Here is a 20452-nt window from a genome sequence, read left to right as displayed (position 1 = left end):
TAGAACATAAAAGGAGTGTAAAATTTGGAGTGTAATAATTGCCAAGTAAATGAGTTGAAAATTGAGTTCAAGGTAGAAGGAGATACAAACATTCCCCTACTAGCTGGTGTATTAGAGCATTTGAAACGCCGGGACATTTTAGTAGATGCAAAAAGGAATACGTTTATTGTTAAAGAATCAGATGTGAGAGATTTTATAGACTTCAGCCACGATCATATGGACGCCTCTCAAATTACATACAGAATTTCAAAACAGCCATGGGAGCCTATGGAAAAAATAGATGAAGTATTAGACGTTAAATGGATTGATGAAGTTATCAAAAAACAACTTATGATTTGTCATTATCAACCAATCGTAGATATAGAGGAGCAAGTATTTGCTTATGAATTACTAGCTAGATTTCCAAAGGAAGATGGTTCTATGATTTATCCAAATGAAATATTTTCCGCTGCTAAGGCAAGAGGAAGGCTATACTCTTTAGATCGAGCATGTCGAATGACCGCAGTAAAACATGCAACAAGTCTTAAAGGAAAGAAAGCATTTATTAACTTTATACCTACCTCTATTTATTCACCTGAATTTTGTTTGAAATCTACGACTGCATTAGCAGAAGAATTAGGTATAGATCCAGTTCAACTAGTATTTGAAGTGGTAGAAACGGAAAAAGTAGAAGACATAGAGCATTTAAAAAAAATTCTTGCATTTTATAAAGAAAAAGGTTTTGAATATGCACTAGATGATGTAGGAGAAGGATATAGTACGATGGAAATGCTAGCAGATATAAAACCAAATTATATGAAGTTAGATATGAAATATGTGCAAGGAATTTCCAATGATCTAAATAAACAAGCAGTTGCACAAAAGTTCTTAGAAAAGGCAGTAGAAGTGGGATCGATTCCTCTAGCAGAAGGTATAGAGGAGAGAGAAGATTTTGAATGGCTGAAAGAAACGGGCTATAAGTTATTTCAAGGTTATTATTTTGGAAAACCCGTTGCAGCTCCTATTTAAATACAACTTGATAAAATCAAAAAAACCAACTATTCGAAAGAATAGTTGGTTTTTTCTATAGACACTTATGCTTTCTTTTTAGTGTCCGTATCTTTGTCATCTAATTTAAACTCTTGTGTTACATCATCCACGATGTCTTTTGTGGAATTTTTAAATTCTTTTAATGTTTGACCGACTGCTTTACCTAATTGAGGCAATTTTGATGGTCCGAAGACGATTAAAGCAATTATTAAAATGATGATTAATCCTGGTACTCCAATGTTTGGCATGGAAGTTCCTCCTCTAATATGGTGATGTACAAATTTTCAATGGCTATTGTGTCTCAAACTATTTGTCTAAAATTTGATCCTCAAGCGCTTGTCTCGCAAGTTGTTTTTTATAAGACCAGCTGGAAACAAGGATACTAACTTCAAATAGCAGCAGCAATGGAATAACAATGATGAAATCTGAGATGAAGTCTGGTGGAGTAATGGAAACTCCTACAACAACTAGTACAAAATAAGATATCTTTCTCATTTTTCTCAGTCGATCTGGAGTTATTATACCCAATTTGGTTAAAAAAAGTATAATAACCGGTAATTCAAATACTATGCCTACGGGAATCACTAAGTTAAACATAAAAGTGAAGTATTGTTTCATCCCGTATGTCTCTAAAGCACCAATGGAATCATTAATATTCGACATGAAATTCAGCATTAAAGGGAAAAGAATGTAATAACTGAAACTAATCCCGAGTAAAAAAAGAAGGAATGACACAGGGATAAAATAGCCTGTCCCTTTTGCCTCGTTCTCATTTAAGCCTGGTCTTACGAATAACCATATCTGATGTAATGCAATTGGTAGAGTAATTAAGATGGCTAGTATTAGTGCGCATTTTACGTAGATCATTAAGCCATCTGTATAACCGAAAACATTCCACTCCACATTCATAGCAGTTGGTTGCTGTTTTAAAAACGTAAGCGTTTTTGGAGCTAACCAAAACCCTAAGGCAAGTGAGAGGATAAATGTCGATGTAACAATGATAAGTCTTTTTCTAAGTTCTGTTAAATGTTCAACAAGCGTCAGTTGTTGTTCTTGGTTCATTTTTGATACCACCCCATTTTCTCAAATAAAGTGAAGCTTGTTTATATACTACTCGCAGCACCTGTCTGCAATCCATTATACCCAGTAAATGTTCTTTTGTACCATCCCACATTATACTCTTTCAGATCAAATTGTAAATAAAAGAAAACTTATTGTCACTAATAAAACAAGTATCAAGAAATTATTAACCTTTTTTAAAAACTAGTTAGTTAGAATCAGATTGCTATTGAAAGGAGAATATAAATAACTGAATACATTAGAGAAGAATTAATGTTGTTAAACCAAATGCTCTTTGCAAATGGTGGCCAATTTTGGACTGTTCCTCCATCTTGTCTACTGTTGTATATAACAACAAGGTGGGTTATTAGTTAAATAATATTCATTAATCATTACGAGGCTACTTTTTTAAATGTAGCCTCGTTTTTGTGATTACACTGTTATCCCATATGTAAATAGAAAAAAGTATGAGTAGGTATACTCATAACTTCTTTTCTATGTTTTTTAGTAATTCAATTATTTGTTTTGCAGAGGTACCATCCCCATAAGGATTAGGGATTTTTGCTATTTTTGCGTGTTCACTTGGAGATTCAAGTAGCTTTCTTGTTGTGGCTAGAATTTTTTCCTTGTCTGTCCCAACTAATTGTAAGGTTCCGGCTTCGATACCCTCTATTCGTTCTGTACTTTCTCTAACGACTAGCACTGGAACATTAAGTGCAGGTGCTTCTTCTTGTATGCCTCCGGAATCTGTAATTACAAGGTGGCAAAGTTTCATAAGATGAGAAAAGCATTCATAGTCTAAGGGCTCAATCAGGTGTATACGGGAGTTTATATTATTTGTTAACAAATGATCTTGGACCTGTTTTTTGACATTCGGATTTGGGTGAACTGGGAAAATGATATCAATATCCTCAAATTCCACTAATAACTGTTTGAAAGCGAGGTAGATTCCCTCGAGTTTTATGAAATTTTCGCGCCGATGGGTCGTAACTAAAATAATACGTCTCTTGTTATCTATTATTTTTTGTATATTTGATGGGAAGATATATGGTCTACTTGAAACATCTAAAAGTGCGTCTATTACGGGGTTACCTACTACAAAAATGCTGTTCTCTGGAATTCCCTCATGTAAAAGGTTTGTTTTACTCTTTTCCGTAGGGGCAAAATGATAGCTACTAAGACTCGTTACAAGTTTTCGGTACATTTCTTCTGGGAAAGGAGAATACATATTAAATGTACGCAATCCTGCCTCAACATGGCCAACAGGAATGCGATGTAAGAATGCTGTATAGGCACCTGTAAAAGTAGTTACAGTATCACCAAGTACCAACACTAAATCAGGGCTTTCCTTTTCATATACTTCTCCAATTTTTTTGATCATTTCAGCTGTTATTTCTTCCAGTGTTTGATTTGGTTTCATAAGGTTTAGTTGGTAATGCGGTCTAATTGAGAATAATGATAATACTTGATCGAGTATTTCACGATGTTGTCCTGTATTTACTAGGATGCAATCCATTTCTTTCGAGCTCAACAGTTCCTGTATAATTGGAGCAAATTTTATCCCCTCTGGTCGAGTACCAAAAATAATTAATACCTTCACCGTTGAGTCATCTCTTTTCCGGTAGGAACAAGCATGATTTTCGTTATTGTTCCGTCAATTACTTCAAAATTTGCCTCGTACACATTCCCCCAGCGAAGTAATGATTCTTGAGCAATCATACGAAATTGGTTATTTAATATTTCTTTTTCTTTTATAGTTATATTGGTACTATGTCTGCGTTGATGATATAAGTCTTTGTCAACCCAGTGAAGTTCGAAGTCCTCAGCAATACGAAGGAACATTGCAAAATCATCTGCTAACAGAGGCTCTCCTTGGATTGTTGTTATCCACCCATTCAATTCTTTAAGTGTGGAAGAACGATACAATCTTGGACAATGCGTTTGAAATTTTTCCAACACTTCATATTTGTCCTTATAAGAAATCCCTTTATAAATTGGCCCTTCAAGCAATCCACCGTTCTCTTCAAACCAAACTTGTCTATTTGCATAGACTAAACCTACATTCGGTGGAAGTGAGAGCATTTCACCTACCATAATCTCTAACGAAGATGGATCAAGCCAATCATCGCCATCTAGCTCTAGTACATATTCACCAAGAACATATTGTAATCCGATATTGAGAGCTTCCGCCTTGGTTCTTTTACTAATGTGAATAGGGATGATTCGAGAATCGTGAATAGAGTATATTTCACTTAGAGTCGAATCGGTAGAACCAACGTCTATAGCAACAACCTGGAAGCTTGAAAAGGTTTGATTTAGTACACTTTGTATACAATTTTTTATATAATTCCCATGGTTACAGGCCGTAATAATAACAGTAACTTTCGGGATATCACCGTTTTTTCTTCTATGGTCTATACTTGCAGACATACTTTGGAGAAATAGCTCCTCAGAGGCTGTTATTGTTGTTAATGAATATTTCCCGTTTAAACGATAATCCATAAGAGGTTCTGGCAAAAATAGAAATTCACCAAGAGGCATTAATCTTATCCAAAACTCATAGTCAGAAACTAGTCCATATTTAGGATCATAACCATCGGCTTGTTCATATGCTTCTCTAGTGAAAAGAAAGGATGCACCAATAAAACAAGTTAACATTATTTCTTCTTTTGGTCGTTTCATCATTTCAGTAAGTGCAGGATACCAAGTGTTATTTATATCTCGAGATACTCGTTTTTCATCGATAGGATGATAAAGTGAGTATACTAAAACTGTATCGGGAGTAGCATTCTTCATCGTCGCTACTAACTTTTCAAGAAAGTTTGGCCATTGTATATTATCACTAGATATCCAAGTAAGTAGGGCACAATCTAATAGTCTTTCAAAGCCCTCATTTAAGGAGTGTGCGATCCCTTTATTGAAGATGCGGTGAATAATAGTGTATTTACACGTTAGAAGCTTCGATGCTTCATATACTGCTTTTACCGTTTGGGCGTTTGCGCCATCGATAACAATTACTAACTCAAAGTTGCGGTATTTTTGGTTTTCGATAGCCTGTACACACTCAAACAAGTACTCTCTTTCTTGGTTGTATACAGGAAGCACAACGCCTACTTTATCGTTAGATTTTGAGCTATTTGAACCTTTCTTTCGTACTCTTAAGTGGCGATCTTTATTAGGTAGCCACTTGTACCATTTGCTATTTTCTGCGTTCATTTCTACCTTCCTTTACAGTTTTCAGCTACAAATATATATATTAAAGTGGCTGTCTTGTATACTATGAAAGGGCTGAGAATAGAAAGCGGCTAATATCCTAATAAATATATATAAAGATTTTTCGGTATAAGTAACGATATTGTAGAGAATGATTAAGGTGGAGGTGGTATATATTAAAACCATAGTAGCTTTTCTAGTCATTCTTATTTCTATCTTGCTATATTTTAATCTACAAATAGAGAAACCTATTCATTTTAATGAAGAGTTCCACGGGAAACAATTTTCGACATTTTATATGGAATATGAGGAAGAAAAAATAGAAATCGGGATGATTGGAGATGTATTACTCCATTTACCTCTTTACAATTATACAAACTTTGCTCCTTCCTTTTCTCCTGTACAGCAGGAATTAGAATCCATAGATTTGTTAATAGCAAATCAAGAATCCTTACCGGCCGGAAGAACATTTGGAGTATCTGGATACCCAAACTTTTCTAGTCCGCCTCATATTATAAGTGATTTAAAAGATATTGGTGTAGACGTGTTATCGATAGCTAATAATCATTCACTTGACCAAGGCGAAGAGGGACTCTTAGAAGCAATTCAACAGATGGAAAAGGTTGAAATGCCATATATCGGTGCTTTTAAATCAGAAGTAGACCAACAGACAGATCGGATATTCAAAGTGGAAAATATATCATTTGGACTTCTAGGTTATACCTACGGAACTAATAGTCATGAAACCCCAGTTGGTAAGGACTATTTAGTGAACCGAATAGAGGAAACTCGAATTATAAAAGAAATAAAGGAATTAAAAGCAAAGGTAGACTTTGTTGTAGTTAGCATCCATTGGGGAGCGGAGTACAATTTAGATGCAAATGATACACAGAAAAGGCTAGCCAGGTCTATTTCAGACGCTGGTGCAAATATTATATTCGGTCACCATCCCCACGTTATCCAACCATATGAACAAATTTTGTCGGGAAATGGTCATAAAACACATGTGTTTTATTCATTAGGAAACTTTTTTTCTGGTCAAAAAGACGAGTATACTAATATTGGTGGAATTGCTAAAATAGAAGTTTTAAAGAAAAATGTGAATGGTAAACAAATTATGACTTTAGAAAATCCTAGCTTTATATCTACGGCTGTTTTAAAAGGTGAGCCCTATACGGTTAACTTTTTAAAAGATGTTGAAAGTGAAATAGGAAAAACAAATGCATGGGTGCAGCAGCATGTGTTTGGAGGAGAGTGAGTTAGGGGGGAACGTGTGAAAGAACAAGATCATGACAGATTACTACGTATTAAGACAGAAGGTGTAAGAGAATGGCAGCACCAATCGTCTCATTATAATCGATACGAAGCGACCCCATATTCCGCATTGGAGATTCTTTTTGACGAATATGACGAGTGGAAATCAACAGATCGCTTTGTAGATTTTGGATGTGGCAAGGGGAGGTTCCCATTTTACGTTTATCACCATTTGCATGCTTCAGTGGTTGGGGTAGAAATGAATGGCCAACTCTATCAGGAGGCAATGGAGAACTTAGCTAAATATATGGAGCGTGCTAAAAGTTCAAGAGCTTCGATTCAGTTTGAACATATATTTGCAGAAGGGTATGACATAGAAAAGGAAGATAATCGATTTTACTTTTTTAATCCGTTTTCTTTGCAAATTTTTCAAAAAGTTATAGATAATATCCTACGGTCAGTTGAAGACCATCCTCGATCTGTGGATGTCATTCTCTACTATCCAACCTCAGAATATAGTCACTTTCTCGAAATTCAAACAGTATTTGAATTATGGAAGGAGATTCGCCTTCCTGGTTTATATGAAGAAAATAATAATGAACGGTTTTTAGTTTTCCGATTAGATTAAATATAAAACACTCCGCTTATAGTGGAGTGTTTTTGTAGCTTCAAACCATTGGCAATTTCTCGTTATCTGCTAGTATGTCCCATACTGTTTCTACTGGTGTTCGAACTGTTTTTCGTATTGTGCGGTATAGTTCCTATTTTCTTTTTCTGCTATCATGAATTATTCCTTCTTAAGATTATAGGCAATGCATTGCTGCTTCCGCCTCATGCCAGTAGACAGGATATCCTTTTCCTTTAGCGCAGAAAATAGATGTAGATGTATACTCAGGGTCTGCTTCTTTGTTATAACCAAGTCTATCGATTATCTCCTCAGTATTATGACAGCGATCGTAACCTCCATAAACTAAGCTAAGAGATCCCTTGCCATGGGTAAAAGATGCGAATGTCGTACTGTAATTCATAAAGGTCGCTACGGGTACTCTTCCTTTTATGAAAACATTATCTCCACTATTTTCTGGAGGTTCAAAGCTTCCTGCTGCTTGTTGGATATCAGAGAGTATTCGACCGATTAAGTCCATATTTACTTTAATCGTAAAATCATAAAATGGCTCTAAAAGTATATTTTCCGCTTTTTCCAGACCTTGCCGAAGTGCACGGTAGGTTGCTTCTCGAAAGTCTCCACCGTGTGTATGCTCATTATGTCCGCGTCCTGTGAGTAAAGTAATTTTCACATCAGTTAAGGTGGAGCCTGTTAGTAAACCGTGATGATCTCTTTCGAAAAGGTGGTGCTTCACTAAGTTTTGGTTGCCTGTCGATAGATCATTCGCATGACATATATTTGTAAAGGTAATTCCGCTATTTCTTGCAGCAGACTCGATTAGTAAATGCACTTCTGCATAGTGTCTTAAAGGTTCAAAATGACCATATCCATGTACGGAGTTACCAATAGTTTCTTTGTATAGAATTTTAGGCTCTCCAAAAGATACGTGGAAACCAAAACGCTCCAAAACAATTTGTTCGAGTATTTCTAGTTGAATAACTCCCATTACATGGACGTGTATTTCTTGAAAGTACTCATCCCAAAAGATACGTAAAGAAGGGTCTTCTGCATCTAATAATTTAAAGCAACGTAATACTTCCTTTACATGTATAGAAGCATCAAAGAGTACTTTAGATTTTAACGTTGGAATCATATCAAATTCAGTTTTCTGGGCGAATACACCGAGCCCATCCCCAATGGAGGCATTTGTTAAGCCAGTAACAGCTACTAGTTCACCTGCTATAGCCTGATCTGTAGTTTTAAATTTATTGCCGCTATATTGGCGGATTTGCGTTATTTTTTCAGTTTGTTCATTGTAAGTTACACTGTCGCGTACTTTCAATGTCCCATTCACTAACTTCAAATAGGTAACACGATTCCCACTTTCATCATGTCTTATCTTATACACCTGTGCTGCAAATACATCGTCTGATTTATAGGAAGTAGTGGTTAACGAATCTAGTTTTTCTAGAAATTCGACAATACCTATATCTTTCAATGCTGAACCACTAGCACAAGGAAAGATTTTGTTTTCTTTCACCATTTGTTTAAGCGTTTGTGTCCATAAGTCTTTATCGAATCCACTGTCCATATAAGTTTCTAAGAGAACTTCATCTCGCTCTGCAAGAAATTCAATTAGTTCTTCGTCAAAAGATGTCGTTATATCACACACATTTTCTGATAAGGTGGAGCGAATTTCAGCAAGAACGCTTGTTGGATCCGTGCCTTCATAATCGGTTTTATTGATAAAGAAAAAGGTAGGGACATGGTGTTTTCGCAGTAATTGCCAAACAGTTTCCGTATGTCCTTCAATGCCGTCTACAGCACTAATAATAATGATGGCATAGTCCATCACTTGGATAGCACGTTCCATTTCTGGAGAAAAATCGACGTGTCCCGGAGTATCGATAATATAGTAGGTAGAATTGTTGTAGGTAAAGATTCCTTGATCGGCAAATATAGTAATTCCTCTATTTTTCTCTATAGTATGACTATCAAGAAACGAGTCTTGATGGTCCACTCGTCCTCTATGTCTAATGGTATTTGTATGGTAAAGCAGTTGCTCTGAAAAAGTAGTTTTTCCAGCATCTACATGTGCAAGAATTCCAATAGTTTTGTGCATGTACTCACCTCTGAACTTAATTATAGCAAATTAGGGCGAAAACACCTGTATCAGTGCTATACTAGATAGACTAACAACGTAGAAAGAAGGTACAATTCATGCAATATTCGAAATCGAAAATGGAAGAACTAGTGAAATATAGCCCAGAGTTAAGCAAACGTTTAAAAGAGGTTATGAAGGAGCATGATTTAGAGAAAAGCTTTGCTTTAAAAGCTCTTTATCATTCTGAAGTAAAAGACGGCGGTAAATTTCAAAGAGACTATCAAGACCTATAAAAAAGTGAACCGATTAAAATCGGTTCGCTTTTTTTATTTAATCTTCTTTCATTCCTGAAATCTCACCTTTAATTTGTTTATATGCTTTTTGTAAATTGAGTACATATTTAGTTTTGTCTTGTTCGTGTATTTCTGAGATAGTATCAATTTCTTTTCCAAAGGCTTCAAATATCAAATCCAGTGAAATGGATGAGCTTCCAATATTATTAGTCATTAATACATTTTTAAATCTATTTATATAATCTTCTTTCGTGCCGATAGTCATTTCAACATTCCTTTCTTCAACATAAAAAAGCATCCTCTTTTAAAAGAAGATGCTAGTTGGATATGATTGGTTGTTGTCGAGACGTTTGAAACGTAACAAAATACACACTGAAAAGAGTCAATATCTCCAGTGTTTTCATTGCGCTTTTTCGTACGACAGCAATTTCAAGCATTTGCTTGTTCATAGCTGCACTTAACACCCCCTATCCGCGTAGGTTTTTGGTGTGTACTTGAAATAGGCAGGTCTCCTGGCTCATGGTCATCGCTTTTCTATCCTTCCCATAATGACATACAGTGGATATAGTAGAATTGCTCCCATTTACAGTTGCGGGACAGCGTCGGTTTTTCACCGACTTCCCTTTTAAGTTCATTTACTTTCGTAAACGAACACCTAAGTCTACACATTATTCAATTGTTCTTTTACTATAACATAAAAAATTTAATATTCAGTTGATAGAAAGTTAAAACCGAGCTTTATTGTAAATCTATAAATCTATTTGCTTTTTATAGTTTATAATTAATGTAATATTCAAACAAGTGTTAGTCTATAATAAAATAAATAGATTTTCTATAGGGGGGAAGAATTTTGGAAGAGCTTGTGAGCGAGGTACAAAAACTCGTAGAACAGTCAAAAGGCACTTGGGGAATCGTCTTAGAGGACTTAAATTCAGGGGAGAAATGGGAACATAATGAACAGGAGCTTTTTTATGCGGCAAGTGTCATTAAGGTACCAATCATGGCCTCAGTTTATAGAGCAGTGGATCGAGGAGACTTTTCTTTAATGGACTTAATCATCCTCAATGAAAAAGAGTATGTGGGAGGTTCTGGTGTATTGCAACATTTTACTCCAGGATTATCTCTTCCCCTTCAAGACATCATAATGCTGATGATTATTCAAAGTGATAATACGGCAACTAATCTACTAATCGACCTTGTAGGAGTTGACGATATCCAAAATTCTATGAAGGAAGCAGGAATGGTATATAGTACTTTTTATAACAAGCTCATGTTGAGTAAGTCTAATCCCAAAGGTGCTAATCGGATAGCAGCAGCGGATATAGCTATACTTTTACATAAGATGGCTATGGGAGATTTAGTGAGTGGTAAAGCAAGCCGTCAAATGGTAGAAGTGATGAAGAAACAACAGGTACGTGATTGTTTACCTGAAAGGTTACCGTCTCCATACTCTAATTTTGATTATGGGATGACGCCATGGGAGTTAGCCAATAAGACTGGATGGATTCCTGGAACACGTCACGACGCTGGAATCTTTTATGTAGGGAATCGAAAGTTAATTGCAACGGTTTTATCAAAGGATGAAGATGATTTACTTTCGAAACGAATTCTTGCTCAAATTGGAGAAGAAATATACAAATACTTACGGTAAATTGGTTAAAGACGACATGGATATACAACGCATGTCGTCCGTAACTATTTCAGATTAGGAAACTTCAGTAATCGAGTTAAGTTTGATTTAGGCTACGAACCAAGGCCCTTCCTGCTTCTCTTCCTGTAAAGATACAACCACCTAAAAATGTCCCTTCTAAAGAGCGATACCCATGAACTCCTCCTCCACCAAAGCCAGTTACTTCACCGGCTGCATAAAGCCCAGGGACGGCAAGTCCTTTATTATTTAGTACCCGGCCGTCGAGATCAGTTTGCAATCCACCAAGTGTTTTCCTAGTCACAATATTTAACCGAACAGCAATTAAAGGACCATTTTTAGGATCTAATAATTTATGGGGAGATGCTACACGTATTAATTTATCACCTATATAGTTTCGAGCTCCTCGAAGAGCCGTTACTTGAAGATCTTTTGTAAATTTATTATCCATTTCACGGTCTCTGGCTAGTAGTTGGTTCTCAATATGTTCTAAGTTTAAGAGATTATCGCCAGTAATTTTATTCATCCCATCTACTAGGTCGGATAAATTGTTAGATACTATGAAATCTTCTCCATTTTCCATGAAGGCCTTCACTGGAGCAGTGGGTCCTGGTAAAATTCGCTTCAAAACCTGTTTGATACTTTTCCCCGTTAAATCTGGATTTTGCTCAGATCCTGAAAGGGCAAATTCTTTTTCAATAATTTTCTCGGTAAGTATAAACCAAGAGTAGTCATACCCAGTTCTTTGGATAGCCTCTAACGTTCCTAAAGTATCAAAACCAGGGAAGTTTGGAGCAGAGAATCGTTGTCCTGTGGCATCTAACCAGATCGAGGATGGGCCTGGCAATATACGTATTCCATGAAGTGGCCAGATTGGATTCCAGTTTTTAATACCTTCTGTATAATGCCACATGCGATCCTTATTTACTAAGCGACCACCAGCTTTCTCTGTAATGGCAAGCATTCGTCCATCCACGTGTTCTGGCACTCCAGAAATCATACGTTTAGGAGGTTCCCCAAGCCGTGAAGGCCAGTTTTCTCTTACCAGTTCGTGGTTAGCGCCAATTCCACCACTCGTTACCATTACGTATTTAGCTACATATTGAAAATGGCCAACCACATCTCTTGGGCTTGGTTCTCCACGACCAGCAGAACTAGGAGTCAATAATGAACCACTCACACCAATGACCTTTCCATTGTCCATGACCAGTTCGTCTACCTGGTGTCGAGGTTTATATTCTACATTTCCTTTGGACATGGCAGCTCGAACACGAGTTTCAAAAGGTTTCACAATACCAGGGCCGGTACCCCATACGATATGAAACCTTGGTACTGAGTTTCCATGTCCATCTGCAAGATAGCCTCCTCGTTCCGCCCAACCTACTACGGGGAAGAATCGAACACCCTGTGAGTGAAGCCAATTACGTTTTTCCTCGGTTGCAAACCGAACATAAGCTTCCGCCCATTTCAACGCCCAGTAATCTTGATCCTCTTCCCGATCGAACCCAGCTGTTCCAAGCCAATCCTGCCATGCGAGTTCATATGAGTCCTGAATACCTAATCTTTTTTGTTCTGGGGAATCTACTAAAAATAATCCTCCAAATGACCACCAGGCTTGACCTCCAAATGATGCTTCAGGCTCTTGATCCAGTAGTAAAACTTTCTTTCCTGCATCCGCAAGTTCAGCGGTAGCAACAAGTCCTGCTAGTCCAGCACCGACTACTATGACATCCCATTCCATCCATATCCCTCATTTTCAAATAATTCTGAAACTTATTTTTATTATATTCTATAAAATTATGAATTACTATTCACTGTTGTAAAAATGATTTGAACGGTGACCCATGATATAATAGAGGCACTATTGGAGGGAATATATTGATGAACAACAGCCGACAACCGGCATTTATATATACATATGCTTATAACGAGGCCGAACGCTCTCTGTGTCATTTAGAGATGCGCTCTTTTTTTGACAAAGACACCGAAACAAAAATTTTAAAGAGTTTCATAAAAATTGATCCTAGTAGAAGTCCTTTTATGAAAGGAAGACTAGAGGTTTTAGCTGAAGGGGACAAAGTGGAGGAAATTATCTCCCAAGCACCCAATTTTGGTTCAGAAAAAGAAACGAATAAAGTAATATTTTTAAAGATAAATGACCGCCAAGGAAAAGATAAGGTGGAGAATGCGGAGAGGCTTCGTATAGAAAGAGCCATTGGAAGTGATATGCAAGGTAACTTTGATCTACAAAATCCGGATCAGTTATTCGCTGTAGTGCCATTTGAAGGTCGTTGGTATTTCGGGTTATACACGAAAAGCGAACCTATTTGGTTTAATCATATGAAGAAACCGCGAGAGTATTCTACTGCACTAAGCACAAGAGTTGCCAGAGCAGTAGCGAATATTGCAGTTCCACATCCGAAAGGTATTCAAGCTATTGATCCTTGCTGCGGTATTGGTACGGTACTAGTAGAGGCATTATCTATGGGGATTGATATTGTAGGAAGAGATATTAACCCGCTTGTATGTGAAGGTTCTAGGGAAAATATAGCATACTTTGGACTGACTGGAGATGTTCGAAAGAGTGCAATTGAAGACATCGAAGAGATGTATGATGTCGCAATAATAGATTTACCGTATAATTTATATACAAATGCTTCTTGGGAAGACCAGTTTACTATTTTAAAACACGCTCGTAGAATTGCCAAAAAAGTAGTTATCGTTACGATTGAGTCAATGGATGATCGACTAAATACTGTAGGTTTGCATATCACAGACCGGTGTATAACGAAAAAACAACAATTTACACGTGAAATAGTCGTTTGTCAGTAGATTAACTAAAAAAGGGGATGGAAGGATGAAGGATTTATCCATAGTTGCCTTATTAAATGTAATTGGTGAACTATTTTCAGATGAAGTGTCTATTGCTGTTACTGATACAGAAAAATATATTTATTATCGCCCTAGTAAACGTATCGATTTAAAGATTCTTCCTGGAGATTTGTTAAAGGAGGAAACTTTAGCTTATAAAGCATTGCAAAGTAGACAAAAGGTATCGGAATTTATCAATCGTGAGGTTTTTGGTGTCCCATATCATGGAATGGCCGTTCCTTTCTTACATAAAGGGGAACTAGAAGGTTGTGTGCTAGCTATTTACCCGGCATTTACAGAGGGGAAATCTGTCATAACTATCAAAACACAAGACGGTTGGATTCCAACTCCTTTTTCCGATGTAATTTACTTAGAGGCAAAAGATCGTAAAACTCATATTGTAACTACATCTTTCAAAGGAAATCTTACTAACTCACTTCAAGAATTTGAGTATAGATTGCCAAGAGAAATGTTCATACGTTGTCATCGTTCTTTTATCGTTAATGTACATCAAATTAAAGAGATTTTTCCGGATACACATTCAACTTTTGTACTAGCTATGGCAAATGGAGAAAAAATTTCTGTTAGTCAATCTTATGCAAGTTATTTCCGGAAATTGTTGGGATTTTAATACAAAGCGCTTGAATAAGGGGTAATTACTCTGACATTCAAGCGTTTTTTTTATTAATTTCTATAAAAAGCGCTTAAATATCACTGTCTAGGGAAATTTGTTCTGTTCTGGTATGAATATATTCTGTTTAGGACAAATAAAATGTTTCTTCGACAAGTTTCAACAAAATTGTGACAAAAGGGGGTAAAATAATTTAAATGCACTTTTTGAGGGGGATACTTTATGTTTAACAATTTGGATCGTGTTAAAGATATTAGTTTACATAATTTAGTAGTAGGAGCAGAAGAAGCTGCTTCATGGATTCAACATGGGATGACATTAGGGTTAAGTGGATTTACACGTGCGGGAGATGCGAAAGCGGTTCCATTTGCACTAGTAGAGAGAGCGGCCAATGAATCATTTAAAGTGAATATATTTACAGGTGCTTCTTTAGGATCTGATATTGATAAATTACTATCCGAAGCAGGAATTGTGCATAAACGCTTACCTTTTCAAGCGGATGCAACGATGCGCAAACATATTAATACAGGAGATCATTTGTTTGTGGATCAGCACTTATCTCACACAGCGGAGTTAATACGTTCGGGTGTATTGCCAATTATTGACTTTGCAATTGTGGAAGCGGTTTCAATTACTGCAGATGGAATGATTATTCCAACCACATCTGTAGGTAACTCTACAACTTTTGTCTCGCAAGCAAAAAATATAATTATAGAAATTAATGTAGCACAATCGGAAATGTTAGAAGGCCTTCATGATATATACGAACCTGCAGATCCAGGAAGTAGATTACCAATTCCTTTATCAAAAGTAGAGGATCGTATTGGTCAAATAGGAATTCCTTTTGATGCATCTAAAGTAAGAGGAATCGTGTTTACTAACAATTTGGATTCACCATCTCCTATTGTCCCACCCGATGAAGAAACAGAGGAAATGGCCCAACATTTAATCGGTTTTTTGCGTCAAGAAGTGAGCAATGGTAGATTAACTAATAAGTTAGCTCCAATTCAAGCGGGTATAGGTTCTGTTGCCAATGCTGTACTTGGCGGCATGATTAACTCGGAATTTGAAGATCTACAAGTATATTCGGAAGTTCTTCAAGACTCCGTATTTGAGCTAATCGATGCTGGCAAAGTTAATTTTGCTTCTGCATGTTCAATAACACTTTCACAAGAAATGATGGATAAAGTGTATGGTAACTTGGAGGAATATCGAGATAAATTAGTGTTACGACCACAAGAAATTACAAACCATCCGGAAATCATTCGTCGTTTAGGGCTTATTTCTATTAATACAGCTTTAGAGTTCGATATTTACGGAAATGTTAACTCTACACATGTATCTGGTACCAAAATGATGAACGGAATCGGTGGTTCAGGCGATTTCGCTCGTAACTCTAGAATAGCTATTTTTGTAACTAAATCTATTGCCAAAGGCGGTAACATATCCAGTATTGTACCTTTCGTGGCTCATGTCGATCACACGGAACATGATGTAGATGTAGTCGTAACAGAGCAGGGCTATGCAGATCTTAGGGGTTTAGCGCCAAGAGAACGTGCAGAGTTAATCATTAATAACTGTGTACATCCGATGTACAAAAGGCAGTTACAAGATTACTATGAAGAAGCATTAACTAGAGGCGGTCAAACTCCGCATGTCCTAGAAAAAGCATTTTCATTCCATACAGATCTGGCGAAAAATGGAACGATGCTCAGTAAAGAAAAAGCTTTAATATAGAAAAAAGCCGACTCATTTGAGTCGGCTTTTTCTTCAGCTACAGCATAAAGCTTGTCGGAGCTTACAGTCTAATGAATATCTTTCTTTTTAAAGCGGCCTCCTCGAACCTCAGCAATATTACCAACAGCTAAAAAGGCATGACTGTCTATTTCTTCCACAATGGATTTTAGTTTTGCTTCCTCTAATCGAGTGATTACGGTGAAAATGACTTTTTTATTATCCCCAGTGTATGCTCCTTCACCGTGTAAATAAGTTAATCCACGACCCAACCGGTCCATAATTGCATCACCGATATCTTCTATATTTTCACTAATGATATAGACAGATTTTGACTCATCTAATCCTTGAATTACAATATCAATCGTTTTAAAAGCAATAAAATATGCTAAAAACGAATACATAGCCTGTTCCCAAGTAAAAACAAAACCAGCAATTGCAAAGATGACAAGATTTATAATCATGATGATTTCTCCAACTGAAAATGGAGTAGCCTTGTTAAATAAAATAGCAAGTATTTCGGAACCATCAAGGGAGCCGCCATAACGAATAACTAGCCCAACACCTGTTCCTAGAACGATACCTCCAAATACAGTAGCAAGTAGTAAATCAGGTGTAATAGCATCAATATTATGGAGGAAAGAAGTACATATCGATAGAATTGTTATGCCAAATAATGTGGATAAAGCAAAGGTTTTTCCTATTTGTTTATATCCGAGGAAAAAGAATGGGATGTTCAGGATGAATATAAAAATACCTAAACGAACTCCAGTTAGGTGGGAAATAATGATGGATACCCCTACAACACCACCGTCTAATATTTGGTTAGGGACTAAAAATAGTTCTAAGCCAATAGACATTAAGATAGCACCTATTGCTATCATTAATAAGCGAACAAATACGACTTTCTTAGGGGTACTTCGGTGGGGAGTTTTGATAGGTTTGATTTCACATGTTAAATCACTCAACGTTAATCTCCTCTTTCCTGAAAGTAATCATATATTTATTTTATAGAAAAAATCTATAGATAGGAAGGAAGAATTACTGACCTTACTAAAAGAAGTGAGAATAGTAATATTGAAAGTTCTATTTCTAAAAGGGACATTGTAGTCAATTTTAATATTTAATGAAACCGTTATTATTGTAATATTCCATATAGTCTGTCAAAATGACGGTAAGACTATTTTTTTATTTTAATAGTTTTGAAAGCGCATACATAGATTGCGTCTTACATAATATATGGAATGTGCTAAATAGATATGAAGGGGAGGAAATAGAAAATGGTTTATGCATTTCCGAATACAGAAGGCTCGAAGGTATCGTTTAAGGACAAGTATGAAAACTATATTAATGGCGAGTGGACACCCCCTGTTAAAGGACAATACTTTGAAAATGTTACACCAATTACAGGTAAAGTATTTACACAAGTTGCCCGTTCTACTTCAGAAGATATTGAGCTAGCATTGGATGCAGCACATGGTGCTAAAGAAGCGTGGGGCTCCACTTCAGTTGCGGAAAGAGCAAATATCTTAAATAAAATTGCAAATAGAATAGAAGAAAACCTTGAATTGATAGCAGTAGCTGAAACTTGGGATAATGGGAAAGCAGTTAGAGAAACGTTGAATGCGGATATCCCACTAGCTATTGACCATTTTCGCTATTTTGCTGGTGCCATTCGTGCACAAGAGGGTGGTTTAAGTCAAATTGATAATGATACCGTTGCTTATCATTTCCATGAACCATTAGGAGTGGTAGGACAAATTATTCCTTGGAATTTTCCTATTCTAATGGCTGTATGGAAGCTAGCACCGGCACTTGCTGCCGGGAACTGTGTGGTCTTGAAACCAGCAGAACAAACACCAGCATCTATCCTAGTGTTGATGGAACTAATTGGAGATCTTTTGCCGCCTGGAGTAGTAAATATTGTCAATGGGTTTGGATTAGAAGCTGGAAAGCCTTTAGCATCAAGTCCACGAATTAGTAAGATTGCATTTACTGGGGAAACTACGACTGGACGTTTAATTATGCAATATGCATCGCAAAATTTAATACCAGTAACGTTAGAGCTTGGTGGGAAATCACCAAACATATTCTTCGAAGATATTATGGACGAAGATGATGCGTTTTTGGATAAAGCGGTAGAAGGGTTTGTTATGTTCGCCTTGAACCAAGGAGAGGTATGTACTTGTCCTTCGCGTGTTCTAATACAAGAATCTATTTATGATAAATTCATTGAACGCGTCATAGCGCGCGTGGAAGCTATCAAAATAGGAAATCCATTAGATCCATCTGTCATGATGGGAGCACAAGCTTCAACTGAACAAATGGAGAAAATCCTTTCTTACTTAGATATTGGAAAGCAAGAAGGAGCAGAATGTTTAATCGGTGGAGAACAAAACAAATTAGACGGAGAACTAGCAGAAGGCTACTATATAAAACCGACAGTCTTTAAAGGAAATAATAAAATGCGTATTTTCCAAGAAGAGATTTTTGGACCTGTTGTTTCGGTAACGACATTTAAAACAAAAGAAGAGGCACTAGAAATAGCTAATGATACGTTATACGGTTTAGGGTCTGGTATTTGGACACGTGATATGAATACTGCATATCGTTTTGGACGTAAAATTCAAGCAGGTCGTGTATGGACAAATTGTTATCATCAGTATCCTGCACATGCAGCATTTGGTGGATACAAAATGTCGGGTATTGGTAGAGAAAATCATCTAATGATGCTTAATCACTATCAACAAACGAAAAACCTTCTTGTAAGTTATAGTGAAAACAAGCAAGGCTTCTTCTGATGCTGTAGAAAGGGTGAGTGTAGATGGTTGAACGCGTAATTGCTACTGACGCTGCACTAGAACTCATTGATCTATTGAAAGTTAAGCATGGACCTTTGATGTTTCATCAATCTGGTGGTTGTTGTGATGGTTCTTCTCCTATGTGTTATCCGGAAGGTGATCTAATCATAGGTGACCAAGATGTACTTCTTGGAAAAATAGGGGATGTTCCATTTTATATGCACAAAAGTCAGTTTGACTATTGGAAGCATACGCAGCTAATCATAGATGTAGTGGTAGGTCGTGGTGGAATGTTCTCCTTGGAGGGTGTAGAGGGAAAACGATTTTTAACAAGATCTCGAGCATTTACACAAGAAGAAAACAATCAATTACAAGTATGAATGAAGCGAAGTAAAGAGTGTATAACTCTCTACTTCGCTATTTTCGGTTATACTAAAAGTAATTTTATGATGAAAGAGGGTTCTTACTTTGGTTCAAGAATTATTAAGAAAGCATTCGTCTGTCAGAAAGTACAAAGATTATACATTAACAAAAGAGGAAGTATCCGAACTTGTGGAGACTGCTCAGCATGCTGCTAGTTCACATTTCGTGCAAGCATATAGTGTTATCTGGGTAAGTGATGAACAGAAAAAAGCAGAACTAGGTAGATTATCTAAAAATCCCACGCAATTTGAAACTGCTGGAGCGGCATTATTATTATGTGCTGATTTTCATCGTTTACAGGTGGCAGGTAAATTACAGCAAACAGATATTGTTATAGATACAACTGAGAATGTGTTAGTAGGAGCAGTTGATGTTGCTCTTTTTGCGCAAAATTTAGTCATTGCAGCAGAAGCAAAAGGTTTTGGTATTTGTTATATAGGAGGAGTACGTAACGAACCAGCAGCAATTAGTCAATTGTTTGAATTGCCAAGGGGAGTATTCCCTCTATTTGCTATAACTCTTGGTATTCCAGATCAGCAAAATGAGGTCAAACCTCGTTTGCCAGTGACTGCAGTATTACATGAAAATAAATATAATAGTGCCAAATATGAAGTGTTATTACCTGAGTATGATCAAACAATGGAAGACTATTATAAAAGTCGTGGCTCCAATCAGAAAACAGCAAATTGGACTAAGTCGATGGCTGAATTCCTGGAGACGCCTAGAAGACCTCATATGGCAGAATTTTTGGCGAGTAAAGGATTTACTCTCAAGTGAAAAAAGAG

The 20452-nt window shown here is 36.7% G+C and carries 19 protein-coding genes and 1 riboswitch; of the genes, 11 read left to right on the top strand and 8 right to left on the bottom strand.

The features are described from left to right. Window positions 1-24 precede the first annotated feature (24 nt). Entirely contained in the window at window positions 25-1008 is a 984-nt protein-coding gene (locus tag MHI40_RS19030; protein ID WP_340764198.1) for an EAL domain-containing protein, read from the top strand. A 65-nt stretch (window positions 1009-1073) separates the two neighbouring features. Here the strand turns inward: MHI40_RS19030 and tatA are convergent, their stop codons facing one another. The 4 genes from tatA to MHI40_RS19010 all read right to left on the bottom strand — a co-directional run bounded on the left by tatA (window position 1074) and on the right by MHI40_RS19010 (window position 5304). Beyond that, window positions 1074-1277: a twin-arginine translocase TatA/TatE family subunit gene (gene tatA / locus MHI40_RS19025; RefSeq protein WP_093537949.1), complete on the bottom strand. Its 204-nt coding sequence runs from the start codon at window positions 1275-1277 to the stop codon at window positions 1074-1076. A gap of 58 nt (window positions 1278-1335) precedes the next feature. Continuing rightward, window positions 1336-2091: a twin-arginine translocase subunit TatC gene (gene tatC, locus MHI40_RS19020; RefSeq protein WP_340764195.1), complete on the bottom strand. Its 756-nt coding sequence runs from the start codon at window positions 2089-2091 to the stop codon at window positions 1336-1338. Between the two features lie 478 nt (window positions 2092-2569). Further along, entirely contained in the window at window positions 2570-3688 is a 1119-nt protein-coding gene (gene wecB / locus MHI40_RS19015; RefSeq protein ID WP_340764193.1) for a non-hydrolyzing UDP-N-acetylglucosamine 2-epimerase, read from the bottom strand. Next, window positions 3685-5304, bottom strand: coding sequence for a glycosyltransferase family 2 protein (locus MHI40_RS19010; RefSeq protein WP_340764191.1), 1620 nt, complete (start codon window positions 5302-5304; stop codon window positions 3685-3687). Before MHI40_RS19010 ends, wecB begins: the two co-directional genes overlap by 4 nt. A 148-nt stretch (window positions 5305-5452) precedes the next feature. Here MHI40_RS19010 and MHI40_RS19005 point away from each other — a divergent pair, with 148 nt between their 5' ends. Both MHI40_RS19005 and MHI40_RS19000 read left to right on the top strand, forming a co-directional pair. Next, window positions 5453-6559: a CapA family protein gene (locus MHI40_RS19005; RefSeq protein ID WP_340764190.1), complete on the top strand. Its 1107-nt coding sequence runs from the start codon at window positions 5453-5455 to the stop codon at window positions 6557-6559. Between the two features lie 15 nt (window positions 6560-6574). Continuing rightward, window positions 6575-7183, top strand: a complete 609-nt coding sequence (locus MHI40_RS19000) for a class I SAM-dependent methyltransferase (protein WP_340764188.1) — start codon at window positions 6575-6577, stop codon at window positions 7181-7183. Between the two features lie 175 nt (window positions 7184-7358). Here the strand turns inward: MHI40_RS19000 and MHI40_RS18995 are convergent, their stop codons facing one another. Continuing rightward, window positions 7359-9284, bottom strand: coding sequence for a translation factor GTPase family protein (locus tag MHI40_RS18995; protein WP_340764186.1), 1926 nt, complete (start codon window positions 9282-9284; stop codon window positions 7359-7361). A gap of 98 nt (window positions 9285-9382) precedes the next feature. Here MHI40_RS18995 and MHI40_RS18990 point away from each other — a divergent pair, with 98 nt between their 5' ends. Then, the gene (locus MHI40_RS18990; RefSeq protein ID WP_093537944.1) at window positions 9383-9559 is read left to right on the top strand and encodes a hypothetical protein; all 177 of its coding nucleotides are present in this window, start codon (window positions 9383-9385) and stop codon (window positions 9557-9559) included. 37 nt (window positions 9560-9596) lie between these two features. On the opposite strand, the gene MHI40_RS18985 is transcribed toward MHI40_RS18990, so the two are convergent. Continuing rightward, window positions 9597-9824, bottom strand: coding sequence for a hypothetical protein (locus tag MHI40_RS18985; RefSeq protein ID WP_340764182.1), 228 nt, complete (start codon window positions 9822-9824; stop codon window positions 9597-9599). 220 nt (window positions 9825-10044) lie between these two features. Next, window positions 10045-10233, bottom strand: a riboswitch (cobalamin riboswitch). 176 nt (window positions 10234-10409) lie between these two features. Here MHI40_RS18985 and MHI40_RS18980 point away from each other — a divergent pair. After that, window positions 10410-11210 (top strand): serine hydrolase, encoded by an 801-nt coding sequence (locus MHI40_RS18980; protein WP_340764180.1) that lies wholly within the window; start codon window positions 10410-10412, stop codon window positions 11208-11210. 76 nt (window positions 11211-11286) lie between these two features. Here MHI40_RS18980 and MHI40_RS18975 read toward each other — a convergent pair whose 3' ends face one another. Then, on the bottom strand, window positions 11287-12948 hold the full coding sequence (locus MHI40_RS18975) for an FAD-binding dehydrogenase (protein WP_340764178.1): 1662 nt from the start codon (window positions 12946-12948) through the stop codon (window positions 11287-11289). 140 nt (window positions 12949-13088) lie between these two features. On the opposite strand from MHI40_RS18975, the gene MHI40_RS18970 reads away from it, so the two are divergent. The 3 genes from MHI40_RS18970 (at window position 13089) to MHI40_RS18960 (ending at window position 16446) form a co-directional block, all read left to right on the top strand. Beyond that, window positions 13089-14039 carry a TRM11 family SAM-dependent methyltransferase gene (locus MHI40_RS18970; protein ID WP_093537940.1) on the top strand — a complete coding sequence of 317 codons (951 nt, stop codon included), beginning with the start codon at window positions 13089-13091 and terminating at the stop codon, window positions 14037-14039. A gap of 25 nt (window positions 14040-14064) precedes the next feature. After that, window positions 14065-14709, top strand: a complete 645-nt coding sequence (locus tag MHI40_RS18965) for a LytTR family DNA-binding domain-containing protein (protein WP_340764176.1) — start codon at window positions 14065-14067, stop codon at window positions 14707-14709. 222 nt (window positions 14710-14931) lie between these two features. Next, window positions 14932-16446 (top strand): acetyl-CoA hydrolase/transferase family protein, encoded by a 1515-nt coding sequence (locus MHI40_RS18960; RefSeq protein WP_340764174.1) that lies wholly within the window; start codon window positions 14932-14934, stop codon window positions 16444-16446. Window positions 16447-16514: 68 nt separating this feature from the next. On the opposite strand, the gene MHI40_RS18955 is transcribed toward MHI40_RS18960, so the two are convergent. Then, entirely contained in the window at window positions 16515-17327 is an 813-nt protein-coding gene (locus MHI40_RS18955; protein WP_093538028.1) for a YitT family protein, read from the bottom strand. 396 nt (window positions 17328-17723) lie between these two features. Between MHI40_RS18955 and adh the strand changes: the two genes are divergently transcribed. From adh to nfsA, 3 genes are all read left to right on the top strand, one after another. After that, window positions 17724-19244 carry an aldehyde dehydrogenase gene (gene adh, locus MHI40_RS18950; protein ID WP_340764172.1) on the top strand — a complete coding sequence of 507 codons (1521 nt, stop codon included), beginning with the start codon at window positions 17724-17726 and terminating at the stop codon, window positions 19242-19244. Between the two features lie 23 nt (window positions 19245-19267). Then, a complete protein-coding gene (locus MHI40_RS18945) occupies window positions 19268-19624 on the top strand; it encodes a DUF779 domain-containing protein (protein ID WP_340764170.1) in 357 nt (118 codons plus the stop codon). An 88-nt stretch (window positions 19625-19712) separates the two neighbouring features. Next, the gene (gene nfsA / locus MHI40_RS18940) at window positions 19713-20444 is read left to right on the top strand and encodes an oxygen-insensitive NADPH nitroreductase (protein WP_340764168.1); all 732 of its coding nucleotides are present in this window, start codon (window positions 19713-19715) and stop codon (window positions 20442-20444) included. The last annotated feature ends 8 nt before the right edge of the window (window positions 20445-20452 follow it).

This window comes from Psychrobacillus sp. FSL H8-0510 (assembly GCF_038008345.1).
In the GTDB taxonomy this organism is placed as follows: Bacteria; Bacillota; Bacilli; order Bacillales_A; family Planococcaceae; genus Psychrobacillus; species Psychrobacillus psychrotolerans.
This window is presented reverse-complemented; position numbering and strand designations above follow the sequence as displayed.